This window comes from Gemmatimonadaceae bacterium (genome assembly GCA_016720905.1).
Lineage (GTDB): Bacteria > Gemmatimonadota > Gemmatimonadetes > Gemmatimonadales > Gemmatimonadaceae > Gemmatimonas.
The window spans coordinates 105,588-121,082 of sequence record JADKJT010000008.1; the positions used below are offsets into that span (position 1 = coordinate 105,588).

The window sequence follows — 15,495 nt, forward strand, 5'->3', positions numbered from 1 at the left end:
GGCTCCCGCCCCTCATCTCGCTACCTTACCGAGGTCCATTTCCAAGAGCTCACATCGTGCCGTTTGCCCCTCGTCGCCCCACCGTGACCGCGATGGTCCGCGGTGTCCCAGTCGGTTCCGGCCATCCGGTTGTGGTGCAGTCCATGACCAATACCGACACGGCCGATGCCGCAGCCACCGCCGATCAGGTTGCGGCGTTGTTCGAGGCGGGTTCGCAGAAAGTCCGCATCACCGTCAACAACGATGAAGCGGCGCAGTCCGTCCCCGAAATTCGGCAGCGACTCACCGACCGCGGCCTCGACGTTCCGCTGATCGGCGATTTTCACTACAACGGCCACCTGCTGCTGGCCAAGTACCCGCAGTGCGCTGCCGCGCTGGACAAGTATCGCATCAACCCGGGCAACGTGGGTTCCAAGCGACGCGACGCGAATTTCACCACCATTGTTCAGGCAGCGATCGACCACGACAAACCCGTGCGCATCGGGGTCAACTGGGGGTCACTCGATCAGGATCTGCTTACCCAGATGATGGACGCCAATGCGTCGTCGCTGGAACCACGCGATGCGAAAGACGTGTACATGGACGCGATGCTGGAAAGCGCCTTGCGGTCGGCCGCGTTGGCCGAGGAGGTTGGACTGGGGCATGACAAGATCATCGTCAGTGCCAAGATCTCAGTGGTCCCCGACCTGGTGGAATGCTATCGGCGGCTGGCGGCACGCTGCGACTATCCGTTGCATCTGGGACTGACGGAAGCCGGGATGGGCCACAAGGGCGTTGTGGCGTCGAGTGCCGCGTTGGCAATCCTGTTGGCGGAAGGGATCGGCGATACCATACGCGTGTCACTGACACCCAAGCCCAACGGCGACCGGCGCGAAGAAGTATTCGTGGCGCAACAGATCCTGCAGTCATTGGGGCTGCGCTCGTTCGCCCCGCAGGTCACAGCCTGCCCCGGCTGCGGCCGCACCACGAGCACGTTCTTCCAGCATATGGCGGAAGACATTCAGGGCTATTTACGTGAGCACATGCCCCGTTGGCGCGAGACGCGTCCCGGTGTGGTGGAGATGAAGGTCGCGGTGATGGGGTGCGTGGTGAACGGGCCTGGCGAATCCAAGCACGCCAATATCGGCATTTCGTTGCCGGGCACGTTTGAGGAGCCGAAGGCGCCCGTCTATGTCGATGGCGCGCTGTTCACGACGCTCAAGGGTGACAAGATTGTCGAGGAATTTCTCGTCATTCTTGAGTCGTACATCGAGCGAAACTACACTACGCTCAGCGTCGATTGAGCTCGTCCGCGGCGGCCGACAGTTCGTCGACGATCGACGCGGTGAAGCCGATGGCGCGCAGCCGTTCGGCCACCCGCGCGTACCATCGCACCGTGCCCTCGCGGCCAACCGAGAAGCGTCCCCAGACGGTTTCCGGAAACGCGGTGCGGCGCAGGTCGGAGAGGATGGAGTTGGCGTTGTGGACCTTGTCCGCCGCGCACACCCATCGCGCCTCGTCGCTCGCCAGGACCAGCCGCTCGAGGTAATCGCTCTTGCGGTCGTCGTACGACATCTCGATGCCGTCGTCGTCGGTACGCCGTTCAGTGACGGTCAAGACGGTACTCAACACCGAGCTGCCGAACTTGTGGCCGATGCGCTCTTCGAGCATCTCGCGCGTCCAGCCTTCGCGCACGCAGTCTTCCACCACGTCGTGCAGAATGCCCGCCACCACCGTGTCGTCGTTGCAGCCGTAGCGGGTGAGAATGACCGCCACGTTCGCCGGATGCGTGAGGTACGGGAGACGCGTCCCCTTGCGCACCTGTTGATCGTGATGCTTCGCCGCAAAGGCGAATGCATGGTTGATGCGGTCAGAGTAGCCGGTCATTACCGGTGTCGGCATCTGAAAGGGTCAGGAGAGAACGGGAACATACGTCATGCGCGCGAACCAAGCCACCAGTGCCTCCAAGCCTTCGCGGTCGGCGTCACCGAACGCGTTGGACACAGACGAGTCGATATCGAGAACCGCCAGCAGCCGTGCATGCGTATCGAACACCGGGACCACGATTGCGCTCCGGGAGCGCGGATCGCACGTAATGTGGCCCGGAAACGCATGCACATCCGGTACGACTATCGTGCGTCGTTCTGCCGCCGCCGTGCCGCAAACGCCACGGCCGAAGGTAATCTCAAGACAGCCCAGCGAGCCCTGGTAGGGACCGACCCGGAGCAGGGTGCCAGGTTCCACCACCCGATAGAAACCGGTCCACAGGTGACCAAATGCATGGTGGAGCAACGCGCTGGTGGTCGCCATGGCGGCAATCGGATCGTTTGACCCGTCCAGGAGCAGTCGCTGCAGGTCGAGCAGCTGGACGTACGCGTCTCGTCGTGGCACGTCGCGCAAATCGGGTATGACGGGTTCCATCGGCACTCCGGAAAATTTAGCGTAGGGCCCCGCATGACCATCACGAGACGAGGTGTCGGTTATTGCATCGGACCGATCAGGGCGATCAACCGCACATCGAGCAGGAGCAGCGCCAGACCCTGAACAATGATTCCAATACCCGCTCCAACGCCCGCCGGCCGTGGTCCCAGACGCCAACTGGCCAGCGCGAGAGTGATACCCAGCATCACGTAGCCGGCGTCGAGCCCGGTATTGAGCCACAGGAAGTTCACCAGTTGCTGCGCGCCGGCAAAGTCGCGGAGCCCCAACCCTCGCCATCCCCAGAGCGCAATCGACGCATCGACGACACCCCACAGGGCCGTCTGAATGGCAAAGTGCGTCACCAGCGGCGCGCGCACCTGACGCCATGACAGGACGATGAGGATCAACGTCCCGAGCAGCACACTGCCCGCACCCCAAACCATCAGGCGCAGCAGATGTCCGCGTTCGAGTACCAGAAGCGAATCAGCCCACATGGCGCGGAGACTAGCGGGGTATGGGGGGAATCACGAGCCCGTCGGAACGTTTCGACTCCAAAGCACTACCGCGCGGACACGCTGCTGGCGGTGACGCGCCTGCCGTGTCGCGCGGGCAAGCCAGGCCAACGGCGTCGCACATTGACGGACGCAGAGAATCACATCCGGCGCGACGGGCGACACCTCGTCCTCAAGCTCCAGAAGGTTGAGCCGGAGGTCGTACTGCTCCGCTCCCGGCAATGCCGGTTCGGTCGATCTACCGTGGGGGAAAGGGTCCCGCCCGGCGCACTGCACATGGATCTGCGTATCGGGGTCGAGTGTGACCACGTGCACCGGGTTCGCGGCAGTGGCGTTCCCGTCGGCCGAAAGGGACGATCCGGATCGGGACTTCACGCGCAGCAAGCGCGCAAGGACCGGTGAGCGACCTGCCTGTTCCACCACCAGCACGGCGCGAGACTCACGACTGGCGGCAGCCGCCGTACCCAGTGCCACGGCGGCCGCCACGACGGGATCGGCAGCAAGCACGTCCACGCGCTCCGCGATGTCCCCGACGCCACTCAGGGCGAGATGCAGCACGACAAACGTATCGCTCTCGCGATCGATGATGCGAGGTAGGTCGCGCCGCTCGCGCCGCTCGGCGCGCGCCGCGGCGGTGTCGCGTGAGTGCAGCACAACGGGCGCGGCGGTGAGTCGCTCAAGCTCCGACACATCACCCACGGTCGGTCGGTGAATCTCACGGAGCAATGCCATCCCGTAGCCGAACGCCACGCCGATCACAAGCGCCGCGAGGAGCATTGCCAACGGAGGAATGTCGATACGAAGCCGCTGTTCCAGCGCCGTGCGTCGTGCCTCTCGCGTGGCAGAGATCCGGCGCGCCGAAACCAGTGCAGACTCTTCCTGCGCCACGTGCCGAAGCAACGAATCCCGGCGGGCCATTCGCTCAGCAGTGCGGAAAGCGTCACGCTCCGCCAGCGCCGCGCTGTCGATGAGCGTATTCCCCTGCGCACTGTCCGCCCCGCTGATGGGAGTTGTGCGCATGGCAGCGATGGACGAGAGTACCGCACGCGCCAGTCGTTGCTCCGCCAGTCGCACGAGTCCCAGGCCCAGTGTGGTCAGTCGCGCGGTGAGCGCCGCGTATCGCGCACCGGGCCCGGCAAGCGCCGCGTGCGCCTCGCGTTCCCGATCGACCAGTTCGATACTGTCGATCAGCACACGCACGCGCGGCTCACCCTTCATCAACGGCGACTCAGCGAGTGCGCGATAGCTCTCGGGTAGCGGCGCGTTGCGCGCTCGCGTGACGCGGGCCATCAGATCGATGGCGGCGCTATCAGGCTTCGTTCGGAATCCACCGGCAGCCAGTGTGGACTCAGCGGCCACTGTCGCACGGGCGGAGTCCCGACGGGTGGAGTCGATACGCGCCGCCGTGTCACGAGGCAGGGCGCGAAGCCGTGCCACTTCCAGCGCGCGCAGATCGCCGTGCAGGCTATCCAGACGCCGCATGATCGGCGTGGAATCGGTCGCCACAGGCAGTTCGGCAACTCGTCGACGCAGCTGGCGCTCAAGTTGCCGAGGCACCAGCTCGAGCGCGATCAGCATGGCAACGGCGGCGACGCCTCCCAAAAGGGCGATCCATACGCCTTTCCGCGCCGCGTTGCGCGCGCGCGCCGCCATCCACGCGTGTCGGTGTCCGATCATAGGGGCATGAAAGACGGGGGCCGGCGCGTTGCGCCAGCCCCCGTGAAATTCAAGCCGTGATCAGGCTTACTGAACGATGATCTTGCCCTTCATGTTCATGGCCAGATGCGGCGTGCAGAAGAAATCGTACGTGCCAGCCGGGATACCGCCCAGCGAGATCGTGTACGATTCGCCAGCGGCCATCATCATCTTGCCGGACAGTTCACCCACCTGCTCGGGCATGTTGGCCATCATCTGCGCCTTGGCGGCCGCCGGGAACAGTGCCGGATCGAACGCGACGTTGTGCGGGCCACCATCAATGAACGTGAACTTGATGCCGTCGCCGGCCTTGACCGTAATCTCGGCTGGCTCGAAACGATAACCGGTCGCGTCACCACGCATCTTCACTTCATGCGTCGTGCCCGTGATCGGGGACATCACGCCTGCCGCTGCCGGGGCTGCCGGCTCGGCCACAGGAGCCGCCGCCGCCGATGCGCCAGCTGCCGCCGAATCCGTCGCGGCCTTTTCACCACCACCACACGCGCCGAGCACGATCGCCGCGCCCGCTGCTACTGCTAATCCGAGAAACCGCATGTCGAGAAGCCTCCAGAGCCTTTCGCGAAATTGTGTAGCTAGTCCACAGGGGAACCCCTGGATCCGCAGGGCCCTGCGGATCTTGTGAAGTTATTCACAAGCCGTCTCAGTCGCAATTGCCACCGCTTGACTCGGCTTTCGTATTCGGCTACGCTCCCTGTCATGCGCTGTCCGAAATCCTGCCACCATCATGCCCATCACGGCCACGACCTCACGGGTCGGGGCGTTTTGTGCGTGTCGGAGCGCGTGATCTAGGCGCAACCGGAAGCACCAAGCGTACTCAGGCCCGTCCCATTTGGACGGGCCTTTTTTTGTCGCAAAATGCCGGGCGTCGCCCGCCACCCAGACCGATAACAATTCATAACATCATGCTCCGTATAGCGTTACCTAATAAGGGCCGCCTCAGCGAGGATACCCGTGAGCTGTTCAACGATGCCGGACTCGAAGTGCGCTCGGTAAGCGATCGGGCCTTGCGGGCGTCACTCGGCGGCGAGTTCGAGGCGATTTTCGTTCGCGCCCAAGACATCCCCGAGTTCGTGGCCGACGGCGCCGCTGACGCTGGCGTGACCGGCTGGGACCTGGTGTCTGAATCGGAGCGGCCGCTCACTTCGCACCTCGATCTAGGCTTCGGAAGGTGCCGATTGGTGGTTGCGGCGCGTGACGACGCTGGAATCGGATCGGTCGATGCGATTGGCACCCCGGACAAGCCGGCGCGGGTGGCCACAGTTTTTCCGCGCATTGCCGCACGGTTCTTTGCTTCGCGCGGACGTCCGGTGGAGATCGTGCCCGTGTCCGGCGCGGCGGAAATCGCACCTCACCTCGGGATCGCCGACATCGTCGTCGACATCACGTCCACCGGATCAACGCTTCGCATGAACGGCTTGCGGGAAGTCGAGACGGTGTTGCAATCCAGCGCGCATCTCGTCACGGCCGTCAACGGACCGCGTGACAGCGATCCGGACCGCGCGCGCGAGTTTGGCGATCTGGTGACAGCGCTGGGTTCGGTTGTTCGCGCGCGCGGACAACGGTACCTGATGGTGAACGTACCGCGCACGGCGCTCGACGCCGTGCGGGCTGTCCTGCCCGGCCTCAACGGCCCCACCGTCATCGAGATCGCCGATCACGGCACGTTCGTCGCCGTGCACGCGGTCGTAAGTGCGGACACCATCTATCGCACCATCTCGCAACTTCGCGCGCTGGGCGGCGAGGGCATTCTGGTGACGCGCATCGAGCGACTTGTGCCGTGAGCAATCCATCCGAGATGGACTCGGCGCCGCTGGCGCTGCGCGCGCGTGGCCCATTCGATGCACTCGATGCGGTCACGCACCAGGCGATCACCGATCGGGCCTCCACCCTGGACGCCGCCGTGCGAACCCGCACCGCAGCCATCATCGAACGCGTGCGCACCGGCGGCGATGATGCATTGTGCGCACTGGCGCAGGAGTTCGATGGCGTCACGCTCACCAATATCGAAGTCCCACGGGCGCGCTGGGAACAGGCGCTGGCGACGCTGGAGCCGATGCTTCGAGCCTCGCTTGAGCGCGCGGCGCGCAACATCACAGCCGTCCACACGGCGTTTCTGCCCACCGCAACGTACGTCTCGCCCGAACCTGGCATCATGGTGGCGCGACGACCCGACGCGCTGACGCGCGTGGGGGTGTACGCTCCCGGTGGCCGCGCCGCGTATCCGAGTTCGCTGCTCATGGGGGCCATCCCGGCTCGCGTGGCGGGCGTGGCCGAGGTGATCGTGTGCTCACCGCCAGGGCCGGACGGACTCCCCTCCGCGGTGGTGCTGGCCGCGGCAGCACTGGCAAACGTCGACCGGGTCTTTGCCATAGGCGGCGCGGGAGCAATTGCCGCCATGGCCTTCGGTACAGCAACGGTACCACCCGTCGAACGCGTCGTCGGTCCCGGGAATGCCTATGTCGCGGAGGCCAAGCTGCAACTCGTTACGCGCGTCACGATCGACGCGCCGGCGGGGCCGAGCGAACTGCTGGTGCTGGCTGATGACCGCGCCGATCCGTCGGTCATCGCGCGCGAGTTGTTGGCCCAGGCTGAACATGATCCCGATGCTGCGGTGATCGCGGTACTCTGCGGCCCGAATACCGCGCAGCTGACGGCAGACATCGAGTGGCAGCTCGTGAACTTGCTGGTAGTTGCCCCGCGTGCCGACATCGCGCGCGCGGCACTCAAGGCACGCGGGGCGATCGTGTCGGCGCCGTCGCTTGCTCGTGGGATTGCCATTGCCAACGGGTGGGCGGCGGAACACCTGCTGCTCCTCGTCGCGGACGAGATGCAGGAGACGACCCTCGCGGCGTTGCGCAGCGCCGGCACGGTTTTCGTGGGCGCCAGCAGTTCCGTGGCGTTCGGTGACTACATGACCGGTGCGAATCATGTGCTGCCGACTGCGGGAGCGGCCCGTCGCTATTCAGGACTCTCAACGCTCGATTTCATTCGCTGGACCACCTGGCAGTCCGTGACTCCGGTTGCCGCAGCCGCGATGGCTGACGATGTGGGCCTGTTTGCCGATGCCGAGGGCCTGCCCGCGCATGCCGCGGCCGCGCGCGCGTGGAGCGCGAACGGTACGTCATCATGACACCACGACTTGTTTTTTCCCGCGCGGCGTACGACGCCGTGTCGCTCTACGATCCGCACCGCGCGCCGGTTGCCCTCGACCTGACCGACAACACCAATCTGTGGGGGCTCCCGCCAACGGCCGAGCGCGCGTTGCGCGACGTGCCGGTACAGGCCGTGACGCGCTACCCGTCGCTGTACGGCGGTGAATTGAAGCAGGCGCTGGCTGACTATATGAGCGTGACACCCGACATGATCGTCACGGGGTGTGGATCGGACGATCTCCTCGATTCGGCCATGCGGGCCTTCGGCGAGCCGGGTGATCTGGTGGCCGGTTCAGATCCATCGTTTGCAATGATTCCGATTTTTGCTCGGATGAATGCGCTGCGATGGACGTCGGTCGCGGAACTGCCCGTTTCCGAATCCATCGGTGGTGCGATGGCCCGGCCCGACATCAGCGCGCTACTCGCCACGCGCGCGCGAATCACCTACCTGTGCTCACCCAACAACCCGACCGGTGCGCTGATCGCGCGCGCTGACATCGAACGGGTGGTGCGCGAGGCGACCGGCGTGGTGTTCATCGATGAAGCGTATGCGGAGTTTGCCGGGGTGTCATCGGTCGATCTGGTCGCGCGATTCGCCAACGTGCTGGTCATTCGCACGTTGTCGAAGGCGTTTGGTCTGGCCGGTCTCCGTATTGGTTATGCGGTCGGGCATCCATCGCTCGTGGCCGAGGTGGAAAAATCGCGTGGACCGTACAAGGTCAGCGCAATCGCCGAGCGGGTGGCACTTGCCGCGCTGCGTCATGACCGCGAGTGGATCGATACCCACGTGGCCCTTGCCGTTGAGCTGCGGGAACGGCTTGCCGATTCCCTTCGGGCGATGGGCCTCGCGCCACTACCATCGGCGGCCAATTTCCTGTGTGTGCCGATGTCCAACGCGGTCGCCGTCGGTGAGGCGCTGCGGGCCCGGGGTGTAGCCGCCCGACCATTCCCGGCACTTCCTCATGTCGGCGATGTGTTGCGCATCAGCGTGGGTCCGTGGCCCATGTTGGAACAATTCCTGTCGGTCTTGGGATCCGCGATGCGCGAGGTGAACCCGTGACGGTCGCAGTGAGACCGCAGCGAGTTTACGTAACCGTGTTCGATTACGGTGCCGGCAATCTGCACTCGCTGATCAAGACCCTCGAAACCGCATCGACCATCGTGCGGGTGGAAACAGATCCTGCGCGAGCCGTGCAGCACACCGACGCCCTGGTGCTCCCTGGGGTGGGCGCATTCGCACCAGCGGCGGAACGTCTGGCGTCGGGGCGCGACGCCATGCGGGAGGCGCTGCTGGGCGGGTTGCCCTGTCTTGGCATCTGTCTGGGTATGCAACTGTTGTTTGACTCCAGCGAGGAAGGACCTGGAGCGGGCCTTTCCATCTTCGCGGGACATGTCACGAGACTTCACGCGCACCGCGTGCCGCAGATTGGTTGGAATCAACTGGAGGATGTCCATGATCCGCTGGCCGCACGCGCCGAACTCGGTGTCGCCTACTTTGCCAACAGTTTCGTCTGCCGGCCGACCGGGGCATCGCTCACCCAGGTGGTCTCGTGGAGTACGCACGAGCGCGATCGGTATCCGTCGGTGGTGAGACGCGGCGCGGTTGTTGGCACCCAGTTTCATCCGGAGAAATCGTCCGCCCCGGGTGTGCGCTTCGTGCACGCATTTCTCGACGCGGCCGCTCATGCCGATTTCCGCAACCGAGCCACAGGGGAGCAGCCATGATCGTGATACCCGCAGTCGATGTGCGCGGCGGCCACTGCGTGCAGCTGGTGGGCGGAGATTACGCCGATGAACGTGTCCGCCTGGAGGATCCATCCGCGGTGGCACGTGAATGGGCGCGTCTGGGCTTCGCCCGGCTCCACGTCGTTGATCTCGACGCCGCGACAGCGCGTGGTTCGAATGCCAGCGTGATTCGCGAGATCCTTCGCGACGCGACGGTGCCTGCGCAGGTGGGTGGTGGAATCCGCGACGACATGCAGATCGAACGGCTCCTGGATGACGGCGCCACGTGGGTGGTGGTAGGCACGCGCGCCGTGCGCGACGAGTATTGGCTAAGCGAGATGACCGGACGATTTCCGGGGCGCCTGATTGTGGCGGCGGACGTTCGCGAACGCCGCGTGGTGACAGCGGGATGGTCCGAAACGTCCCACGTCGACGTAATGGACTTTGTCGAATCGTTGGGGACCCTGGAGTTAGGCGGACTTCTGGTCACCGCCGTGCATAAGGAAGGCCGCATGGAGGGAACCGACCTGCCGTTGATGGAGGCGGTCGCGGAATCGAGCGCGTGGCCGGTGTTTGCCTCCGGTGGTATTTCGAGCTTGGAGGACCTTCGCGCCCTCGAGCACCGCGGCCTAGCGGGCGCGGTGCTGGGGATGGCGCTGTACACAGGCGCGCTGGATGCACGCCGCATTGTCGAGGAGTTCGGAGCATGACCGTCGTGACACGCTCGTCCAGGGAAACACAGATTCGACTCGCACTGCGCCGGGGAACCGGGGCCGCCACGGTGAGCACCGGCGAGCCGTTCCTCGATCACATGCTGGTCACGTTTGCACGCTATGCCGGGATCGACCTGGACCTGCAGGCCACCGGCGACCTGCGTCATCACCTCATCGAGGATGTGGCGATCGTATTGGGGCAGGCCGTGTTCGCTTTTGCACCGGTCGGCTGCGCACGGTACGGCGAGCGCACGATTCCCATGGACGACGCGCTCGTGCACGTGGTGCTCGATATCGGAGGGCGCCCATACTACCGTGGACCGCTGCCGTCCTCGATGTACGATCACTTCCTCCGGTCATTTGCCGACAACGCGCGTGCCACGCTGCATGTGCGCGTACTGCGCGGTCGCGACCGGCATCATGTCGTCGAGGCGGCCATCAAGGCGCTTGGCATGGCATTGCGTGATGCGCTGGCGGAAACCGGCGCGGTGTTCAGCACGAAGGGATCGGTACACCTCGAAATAGGGGAGGGATAGCACCGTGCTGACGCAACGAGTCATCGTGTGTCTCGATGTGCAAGGTGGGCGCGTGGTCAAGGGCGCGCAGTTCGAAGATCTGCGGGACGTCGGCGACCCGGTCGCCCTTTCCGCGCGATATGAGCGCGAAGGGGCTGATGAGATCACGTTTCTCGATATCTCGGCCAGCGCCGAGGCGCGTTCCACGCTACTGGATGTGGCGCGGCGAACCGCCGAGCGCCTGTTCATCCCGCTCACCATCGGCGGTGGCGTCCGATCGGCCGACGATGTCGCGCGCGTCTTGCGGGCCGGCGCCGACAAGGTGGCACTGAACTCTGCCGCCGTCCTGCGCCCCCAGCTGCTCACGGAAGCGGCCGATCGATTTGGCGCGCAATGCGTGGTGGCCAGTATTGATGCAAAGCGGGGCGCCAATGGAGCGTGGCGTGTGTGGGTGAAGGGCGGACGCGAGGAAACGCCGCTGGAGCCGGTCGCGTGGGCACAGGAGTGCGTCGCGCGGGGCGCGGGTGAGGTGCTCCTCACCTCGATCGACAGGGATGGGGCGCGCACGGGGTACGATCTTGCGCTGACTCGCGCGGTCGCCGATGCGGTACCGGTGCCGGTGATTGCCAGTGGTGGCGCCGGACGCGCGTCACACCTGGTGGATGCCATTGTGTTGGGGCACGCTGATGCCGTGCTCGTGGCGGGAATCCTGCACGACGGGGTCACCACGGTGCGCGCGCTCAAGCACGACATGCGCGTGGCCGGGTTGTCTGTGCGCGATGTCGATATCACCAGCGAGGTGGCCGCATGAGCCAGGTCGAGAAGCCCGCGTCGGTGATGCAGGCGGCCGCTGAAGTGGCGCACTTGGCGGCGCGCACCGCGATGCAATGGTATCGCACCGGCGTCACCGTGGAAACAAAGGGTGATGGCTCCCCGGTCACCATTGCGGACCGTGAAGCGGAACGCGTCGCGCGCGACTGGCTGACCGCGCGCTTCCCATCCGATGGATTGCATGGTGAGGAATTCGGCATCGAGCGGCCGGACGCGCGCCGTCGCTGGATTCTCGATCCGATTGACGGTACCAAAGCGTTTGTGCGTGGTGTGCCGCTCTGGGGCACACTGGTGGCCTGTTGCGAGGGTGAGACGGTGCTCGCGGGCGCGGCATGCTTTCCGGCGGTTGACGAGCTGATCGTGGCGGCGCCCGGAGAGGGTTGCTGGTGGAACGGCTCGCGCGCTCGCGTGTCACACGTCGACCGACTCGAAGACGCAACCGCGCTCATCACCGATGATTGTTTCATGGAGCATCCGTCACGCGGGGGACAGTGGCGCGCGTTGGCGTCACAGGTCAACGTTGCGCGCACGTGGGGCGACTGTTACGGCTACCTGCTCGTCGCCACCGGACGCGCGGAGATCATGGTGGACGACATCGTGAATGCCTGGGACATCGCCGCGATGCTGCCGATCATCACGGAAGCCGGCGGGCGATTCACCGCCTGGAACGGCAACGTCACGGCATTCGGGGGCAGCGCCATCGCCACCAACGCAGGTGTTGCCGACGCCACACGTTCGCTGCTGCATGAGCGTTCGAGCGGCGCGCTCGGTGCGGCGCGCCCATGACCATCGCCTTTGATCTGGACCGGTTGGATTTCACCAAGAGCGGCGGCCTGGTGACCATCGTATCCCAGGATGCGGACACAGGCGTTGTGCTGATGGTGGCGCACGCAGATCGCCAGGCTCTGGAGCGCACAATCGCCTCCGGCCAGATGCACTACACCTCGCGCACGCGTGGACTGTGGCACAAGGGTGGGACCAGCGGCCACGTGCAATGGGTCGTGTCGCTCACTGCCGATTGTGATCACGACGCCGTGCTGGCCCGCGTGCGTCCCGCCGGACCCGCTTGCCATGAAGGAACCGTCTCCTGTTTCCGCGACGACGCGCTCAAGGCCGATGCGCTCTCGGTGCTCGATCGCACGCTCGCCGCGCGGGCGGCCTCCCTGGCCGCGGCACCCGACAATGTCGGCGCGAGTTACACCAGCAGGCTGTTGACCGACCGCAACCTCCGCCTCAAGAAGCTGGGTGAAGAGGCCGTCGAGCTAGCTGTGGCCTGTGTAGACGGCGACTCCGCCCGTGGCGCGGAAGAGGCGGCAGATCTGATCTACCACACGCTCGTGGCCGTGCGCGCATTGGGCGTATCGCTGGACGACGTTCGGCGGGTGCTGGCACAGCGAGCGGGTGCCCCTCACCGTTAATTTCACGACAGGCTTTCCCACGCGCCACCGGCCGGCGCCTTCCCACCGGAGTTCACATGTCGTCTGCAGTCTTCCGTCTCATGGTCCGACGGCGCGCGACGCTGTCTCTGCTGTGCGCGCTGAGCGCACTGTCTGCTGTGCCCCTGTCGGCGCAGGGCGAACCCGTCGACGCTGCAGCCGTCGCCAGAATCCGTGACGAGGCGTTCAATCGCTCGCAAGTGATGTCGCTCATGTCGTATCTCACTGACGTGCATGGGCCGCGACTGACAGGTTCGCCGACGGCGCGCCGTGCCGCCGACTATACGATGTCACAACTCAAAGGGTGGGGACTTGCCAACACCCATCTCGAGAATTTTCCGTTTGGACGCGGCTGGACCAACGACAAGTTTTACGCACAGGTCACCGGCCCCGTCGCGTTCTCGGTCATCGGCTACCCACAGGCCTGGACACCAGGCACCAATGGGCTGCTGAAGGGGAACGTGGTGTACGTTCGTATTGACAGCGAAGCAGATTTCGCGCGGTACCGAGGACAGCTGGCCGGCAAGGTCGTGATGCTCGCCCCCATGCGGGCGGTCGATCCGCGATTCGTGCCGCTCGCGTCCCGTCGCAGCGACGATGACCTGGCGCGCATGGCGGCGGCGCCCGTGCCGACGCCCAATGCCCAGGGCCCACGGCAGTCCGGACCGCGCACAGCGGCCGATAGTCTGGCGCAACGCCAGTTGCAGGCACAACAGGCCATCGCCGTGCGACGTCGCGCATTCATTGACGACGAACATGTCGGAGCTATTCTCGAGCCGGGTCGCGGAGACGGAGGCACGGTGTTCACGCCCAACGGCGCGTCGCGCGATCCGCTCAAGCCGGCCACGACGCCGGTGATCACCGTGGCCATCGAACACTATGGGCGTATGCTGCGCACGCTCGAGAAGAACATTCCGGTGGCCATCGAACTCGACATCAAGAACACGTTCTACGATGCCGATCTGACGTCGTTTAACATCATCGCCGAGATTCCCGGCACCGATCCGGTGCTCAAGAACGAAGTCGTGATGCTGGGCGCGCATTTTGATTCATGGCACGCCGGCACCGGAGCCACGGACAACGCCGCCGGCTCGGCCGCCATGCTCGAAGCCGTGCGCATTCTCACGGCCAGCGGCCTCAAGCCGAAACGCACCATTCGCATCGCACTCTGGACCGGCGAGGAGCAGGGCCTGCTGGGGTCGCGTGCGTGGGTCAGGGAGCACTATGGGGTTCGCGACTCGCTGAAGGCCGACGCTGCGAAGTTCTCGGCGTACTTCAACCTCGACAACGGCACCGGCGCCATTCGCGGCGTGTTCGAGCAAGGCAACGCGGCGGCGGCTCCCATCTTCAACGCCTGGATGAAGCCGTTCGAAGACAAGGGCGTGACAACCGTGACGTTGTCCAACACCGGTGGTACCGATCACCTGTCTTTTGACGGCATTGGTCTGCCCGGCTTCCAGTTCATTCAGGATGAAGTGGAATACGGCACCCGGACACACCACTCCAACATGGACACCTACGAGCGCGTGCAGGAGGCCGACATGAAACTCAACTCGGCGGTCATCGCCTCATTTGTGTATCACGCGGCGAATCGCGCGGGGTTGTTTCCGCGCAAGACTCCGATCACGCCGTAGTCATTCGCTGCGTGCCCGTCCACGACTCGTCCGGGGCGAGGACAATCGGATGCTGAATAGCGGCGGCTTCGACACACAGCATCCCCTGTTCCTCGCCCTCGGCGAAGTCGGCACGCGAGCGAGTACCTTCAATACCCGGATTCCACACGACCGCTTCGGGGAATCCGCTCTTCTCAATGATGATGGACCGCGCTCCATCGCGAATGACCAGTCGGTCTGGTGCGTTGGAGTAAATGCGGTCCAGCGGACCGGTGATCTGAAGCACTGGTGCCGCCTCCACGACCATTTGTCCTTCCAACAGGCTGTCGCGATAGCGACAGCCTGAGAGCCCCTCAACGCGCGTTGTGAACGCATCGCGGACGGCGAAGTAGGGATGAAAGGCGGCCGTAAACGCGATGGGTGAGGTATCCGTGTTGCGAATGGTCATCGCCACGGCCAGTGCGACGCCCTCGACCACGATAGACAGGTCGGCAGAAAACGCGTGCGGCCACTGTGTCCGCGTGTCGTCGGAGTCTGACAAATGCAGCTGACCGCGACCGGCACCAGCGAAGGTCCTGGACCCATCCACCGTCCATCGGCACAGCCGAGCGAAGCCATGCTGGCGCAGCGATCCGAATGCCCCGAACTGCGGAAAGATCACAGGGATTCCGCCGCGAATGGCCTTGCCGGGACCATAGGTGGAGCGCGCGCTGACGAACAAGCGGTTTTCGTGTTCAGTGGCGGGAACCCACGAGGTGACATGTCCGCCGTCGAGCGCAATGGTGGCGTGGGCGCCATCGGGCGACCTGAGGTGCAGTGACGGGAACTCCGTGGGAATCATGGGCGGCCACGAATCATGTGGTTGGGGCAGGTGCCTCGCGG

General features: G+C 65.0%; 17 protein-coding genes. 11 read left to right on the forward strand and 6 right to left on the reverse strand.

Annotation, left to right across the window (positions count from 1 at the left end; all coding sequences use genetic code 11):
* The first annotated feature begins 56 nt into the window (after positions 1 to 56).
* Positions 57 to 1,283 carry a flavodoxin-dependent (E)-4-hydroxy-3-methylbut-2-enyl-diphosphate synthase gene (ispG, locus tag IPP90_09050; GenBank protein ID MBL0170861.1) on the forward strand — a complete coding sequence of 409 codons (1,227 nt, stop codon included), beginning with the start codon at positions 57 to 59 and terminating at the stop codon, positions 1,281 to 1,283.
* Here the strand turns inward: ispG and IPP90_09055 are convergent.
* From IPP90_09055 to IPP90_09075, 5 genes are all read right to left on the reverse strand, one after another.
* Positions 1,270 to 1,866 (reverse strand): HD domain-containing protein, encoded by a 597-nt coding sequence (locus IPP90_09055; protein MBL0170862.1) that lies wholly within the window; start codon positions 1,864 to 1,866, stop codon positions 1,270 to 1,272. The two genes, ispG and IPP90_09055, sit on opposite strands and share 14 nt — an antisense overlap.
* A gap of 24 nt (positions 1,867 to 1,890) precedes the next feature.
* The gene (locus IPP90_09060) at positions 1,891 to 2,400 is read right to left on the reverse strand and encodes a GAF domain-containing protein (GenBank protein MBL0170863.1); all 510 of its coding nucleotides are present in this window, start codon (positions 2,398 to 2,400) and stop codon (positions 1,891 to 1,893) included.
* A gap of 59 nt (positions 2,401 to 2,459) precedes the next feature.
* Positions 2,460 to 2,894, reverse strand: coding sequence for a hypothetical protein (locus IPP90_09065; protein ID MBL0170864.1), 435 nt, complete (start codon positions 2,892 to 2,894; stop codon positions 2,460 to 2,462).
* Positions 2,895 to 2,924: 30 nt separating this feature from the next.
* A complete protein-coding gene (locus IPP90_09070) occupies positions 2,925 to 4,589 on the reverse strand; it encodes a hypothetical protein (GenBank protein MBL0170865.1) in 1,665 nt (554 codons plus the stop codon).
* Positions 4,590 to 4,655: 66 nt separating this feature from the next.
* Entirely contained in the window at positions 4,656 to 5,162 is a 507-nt protein-coding gene (locus IPP90_09075) for a cupredoxin domain-containing protein (protein MBL0170866.1), read from the reverse strand.
* Positions 5,163 to 5,530: 368 nt separating this feature from the next.
* Between IPP90_09075 and IPP90_09080 the strand changes: the two genes are divergently transcribed.
* From IPP90_09080 to IPP90_09125, 10 genes are read left to right on the forward strand one after another with little or no spacing between them, the layout of a single operon-like run.
* Entirely contained in the window at positions 5,531 to 6,409 is an 879-nt protein-coding gene (locus tag IPP90_09080; GenBank protein ID MBL0170867.1) for an ATP phosphoribosyltransferase, read from the forward strand.
* A 14-nt stretch (positions 6,410 to 6,423) separates the two neighbouring features.
* Positions 6,424 to 7,758, forward strand: coding sequence for a histidinol dehydrogenase (gene hisD / locus IPP90_09085; protein ID MBL0170868.1), 1,335 nt, complete (start codon positions 6,424 to 6,426; stop codon positions 7,756 to 7,758).
* Positions 7,755 to 8,840 carry a histidinol-phosphate aminotransferase family protein gene (locus IPP90_09090; protein ID MBL0170869.1) on the forward strand — a complete coding sequence of 362 codons (1,086 nt, stop codon included), beginning with the start codon at positions 7,755 to 7,757 and terminating at the stop codon, positions 8,838 to 8,840. The genes hisD and IPP90_09090 overlap by 4 nt, the downstream gene beginning before the upstream one ends.
* Positions 8,841 to 8,875: 35 nt before the next feature.
* Positions 8,876 to 9,505 carry an imidazole glycerol phosphate synthase subunit HisH gene (gene hisH / locus IPP90_09095; protein MBL0170870.1) on the forward strand — a complete coding sequence of 210 codons (630 nt, stop codon included), beginning with the start codon at positions 8,876 to 8,878 and terminating at the stop codon, positions 9,503 to 9,505.
* Positions 9,502 to 10,215, forward strand: coding sequence for a 1-(5-phosphoribosyl)-5-[(5-phosphoribosylamino)methylideneamino] imidazole-4-carboxamide isomerase (locus IPP90_09100; GenBank protein MBL0170871.1), 714 nt, complete (start codon positions 9,502 to 9,504; stop codon positions 10,213 to 10,215). Before hisH ends, IPP90_09100 begins: the two co-directional genes overlap by 4 nt.
* Positions 10,212 to 10,754 (forward strand): imidazoleglycerol-phosphate dehydratase, encoded by a 543-nt coding sequence (locus tag IPP90_09105; protein MBL0170872.1) that lies wholly within the window; start codon positions 10,212 to 10,214, stop codon positions 10,752 to 10,754. The genes IPP90_09100 and IPP90_09105 overlap by 4 nt, the downstream gene beginning before the upstream one ends.
* A 4-nt stretch (positions 10,755 to 10,758) precedes the next feature.
* Positions 10,759 to 11,544, forward strand: a complete 786-nt coding sequence (gene hisF / locus IPP90_09110; GenBank protein ID MBL0170873.1) for an imidazole glycerol phosphate synthase subunit HisF — start codon at positions 10,759 to 10,761, stop codon at positions 11,542 to 11,544.
* Complete coding sequence (hisN, locus tag IPP90_09115; GenBank protein ID MBL0170874.1) at positions 11,541 to 12,350, forward strand: histidinol-phosphatase; 810 nt, start codon at positions 11,541 to 11,543, stop codon at positions 12,348 to 12,350. The genes hisF and hisN overlap by 4 nt, the downstream gene beginning before the upstream one ends.
* Positions 12,347 to 12,982: a bifunctional phosphoribosyl-AMP cyclohydrolase/phosphoribosyl-ATP diphosphatase HisIE gene (locus IPP90_09120; protein MBL0170875.1), complete on the forward strand. Its 636-nt coding sequence runs from the start codon at positions 12,347 to 12,349 to the stop codon at positions 12,980 to 12,982. Before hisN ends, IPP90_09120 begins: the two co-directional genes overlap by 4 nt.
* Before the next feature lie 56 nt (positions 12,983 to 13,038).
* The gene (locus IPP90_09125; GenBank protein MBL0170876.1) at positions 13,039 to 14,634 is read left to right on the forward strand and encodes a M20/M25/M40 family metallo-hydrolase; all 1,596 of its coding nucleotides are present in this window, start codon (positions 13,039 to 13,041) and stop codon (positions 14,632 to 14,634) included.
* On the opposite strand, the gene IPP90_09130 is transcribed toward IPP90_09125, so the two are convergent.
* Entirely contained in the window at positions 14,624 to 15,454 is an 831-nt protein-coding gene (locus IPP90_09130) for a D-hexose-6-phosphate mutarotase (GenBank protein ID MBL0170877.1), read from the reverse strand. The two genes, IPP90_09125 and IPP90_09130, sit on opposite strands and share 11 nt — an antisense overlap.
* Positions 15,455 to 15,495: the final 41 nt, after the last annotated feature.

Excerpts from the sequence above, each read along its gene's own strand:
- hisN (MBL0170874.1), top strand. The coding sequence starts at position 11,541 with ATGAGCCAGGTCGAGAAGCCCGCGTCGGTGATGCAGGCGGCCGCTGAA.
- IPP90_09080 (MBL0170867.1), top strand. The coding sequence starts at position 5,531 with ATGCTCCGTATAGCGTTACCTAATAAGGGCCGCCTCAGCGAGGATACC.
- IPP90_09100 (MBL0170871.1), top strand. The coding sequence starts at position 9,502 with ATGATCGTGATACCCGCAGTCGATGTGCGCGGCGGCCACTGCGTGCAG.
- IPP90_09065 (MBL0170864.1), bottom strand. The coding sequence starts at position 2,894 with ATGTGGGCTGATTCGCTTCTGGTACTCGAACGCGGACATCTGCTGCGC.
- IPP90_09120 (MBL0170875.1), top strand. The coding sequence starts at position 12,347 with ATGACCATCGCCTTTGATCTGGACCGGTTGGATTTCACCAAGAGCGGC.
- IPP90_09060 (MBL0170863.1), bottom strand. The coding sequence starts at position 2,400 with ATGGAACCCGTCATACCCGATTTGCGCGACGTGCCACGACGAGACGCG.
- IPP90_09055 (MBL0170862.1), bottom strand. The coding sequence starts at position 1,866 with ATGACCGGCTACTCTGACCGCATCAACCATGCATTCGCCTTTGCGGCG.
- IPP90_09105 (MBL0170872.1), top strand. The coding sequence starts at position 10,212 with ATGACCGTCGTGACACGCTCGTCCAGGGAAACACAGATTCGACTCGCA.
- IPP90_09070 (MBL0170865.1), bottom strand. The coding sequence starts at position 4,589 with ATGATCGGACACCGACACGCGTGGATGGCGGCGCGCGCGCGCAACGCG.
- IPP90_09075 (MBL0170866.1), bottom strand. The coding sequence starts at position 5,162 with ATGCGGTTTCTCGGATTAGCAGTAGCAGCGGGCGCGGCGATCGTGCTC.
- IPP90_09090 (MBL0170869.1), top strand. The coding sequence starts at position 7,755 with ATGACACCACGACTTGTTTTTTCCCGCGCGGCGTACGACGCCGTGTCG.
- IPP90_09130 (MBL0170877.1), bottom strand. The coding sequence starts at position 15,454 with ATGATTCCCACGGAGTTCCCGTCACTGCACCTCAGGTCGCCCGATGGC.
- IPP90_09125 (MBL0170876.1), top strand. The coding sequence starts at position 13,039 with ATGTCGTCTGCAGTCTTCCGTCTCATGGTCCGACGGCGCGCGACGCTG.
- hisD (MBL0170868.1), top strand. The coding sequence starts at position 6,424 with ATGGACTCGGCGCCGCTGGCGCTGCGCGCGCGTGGCCCATTCGATGCA.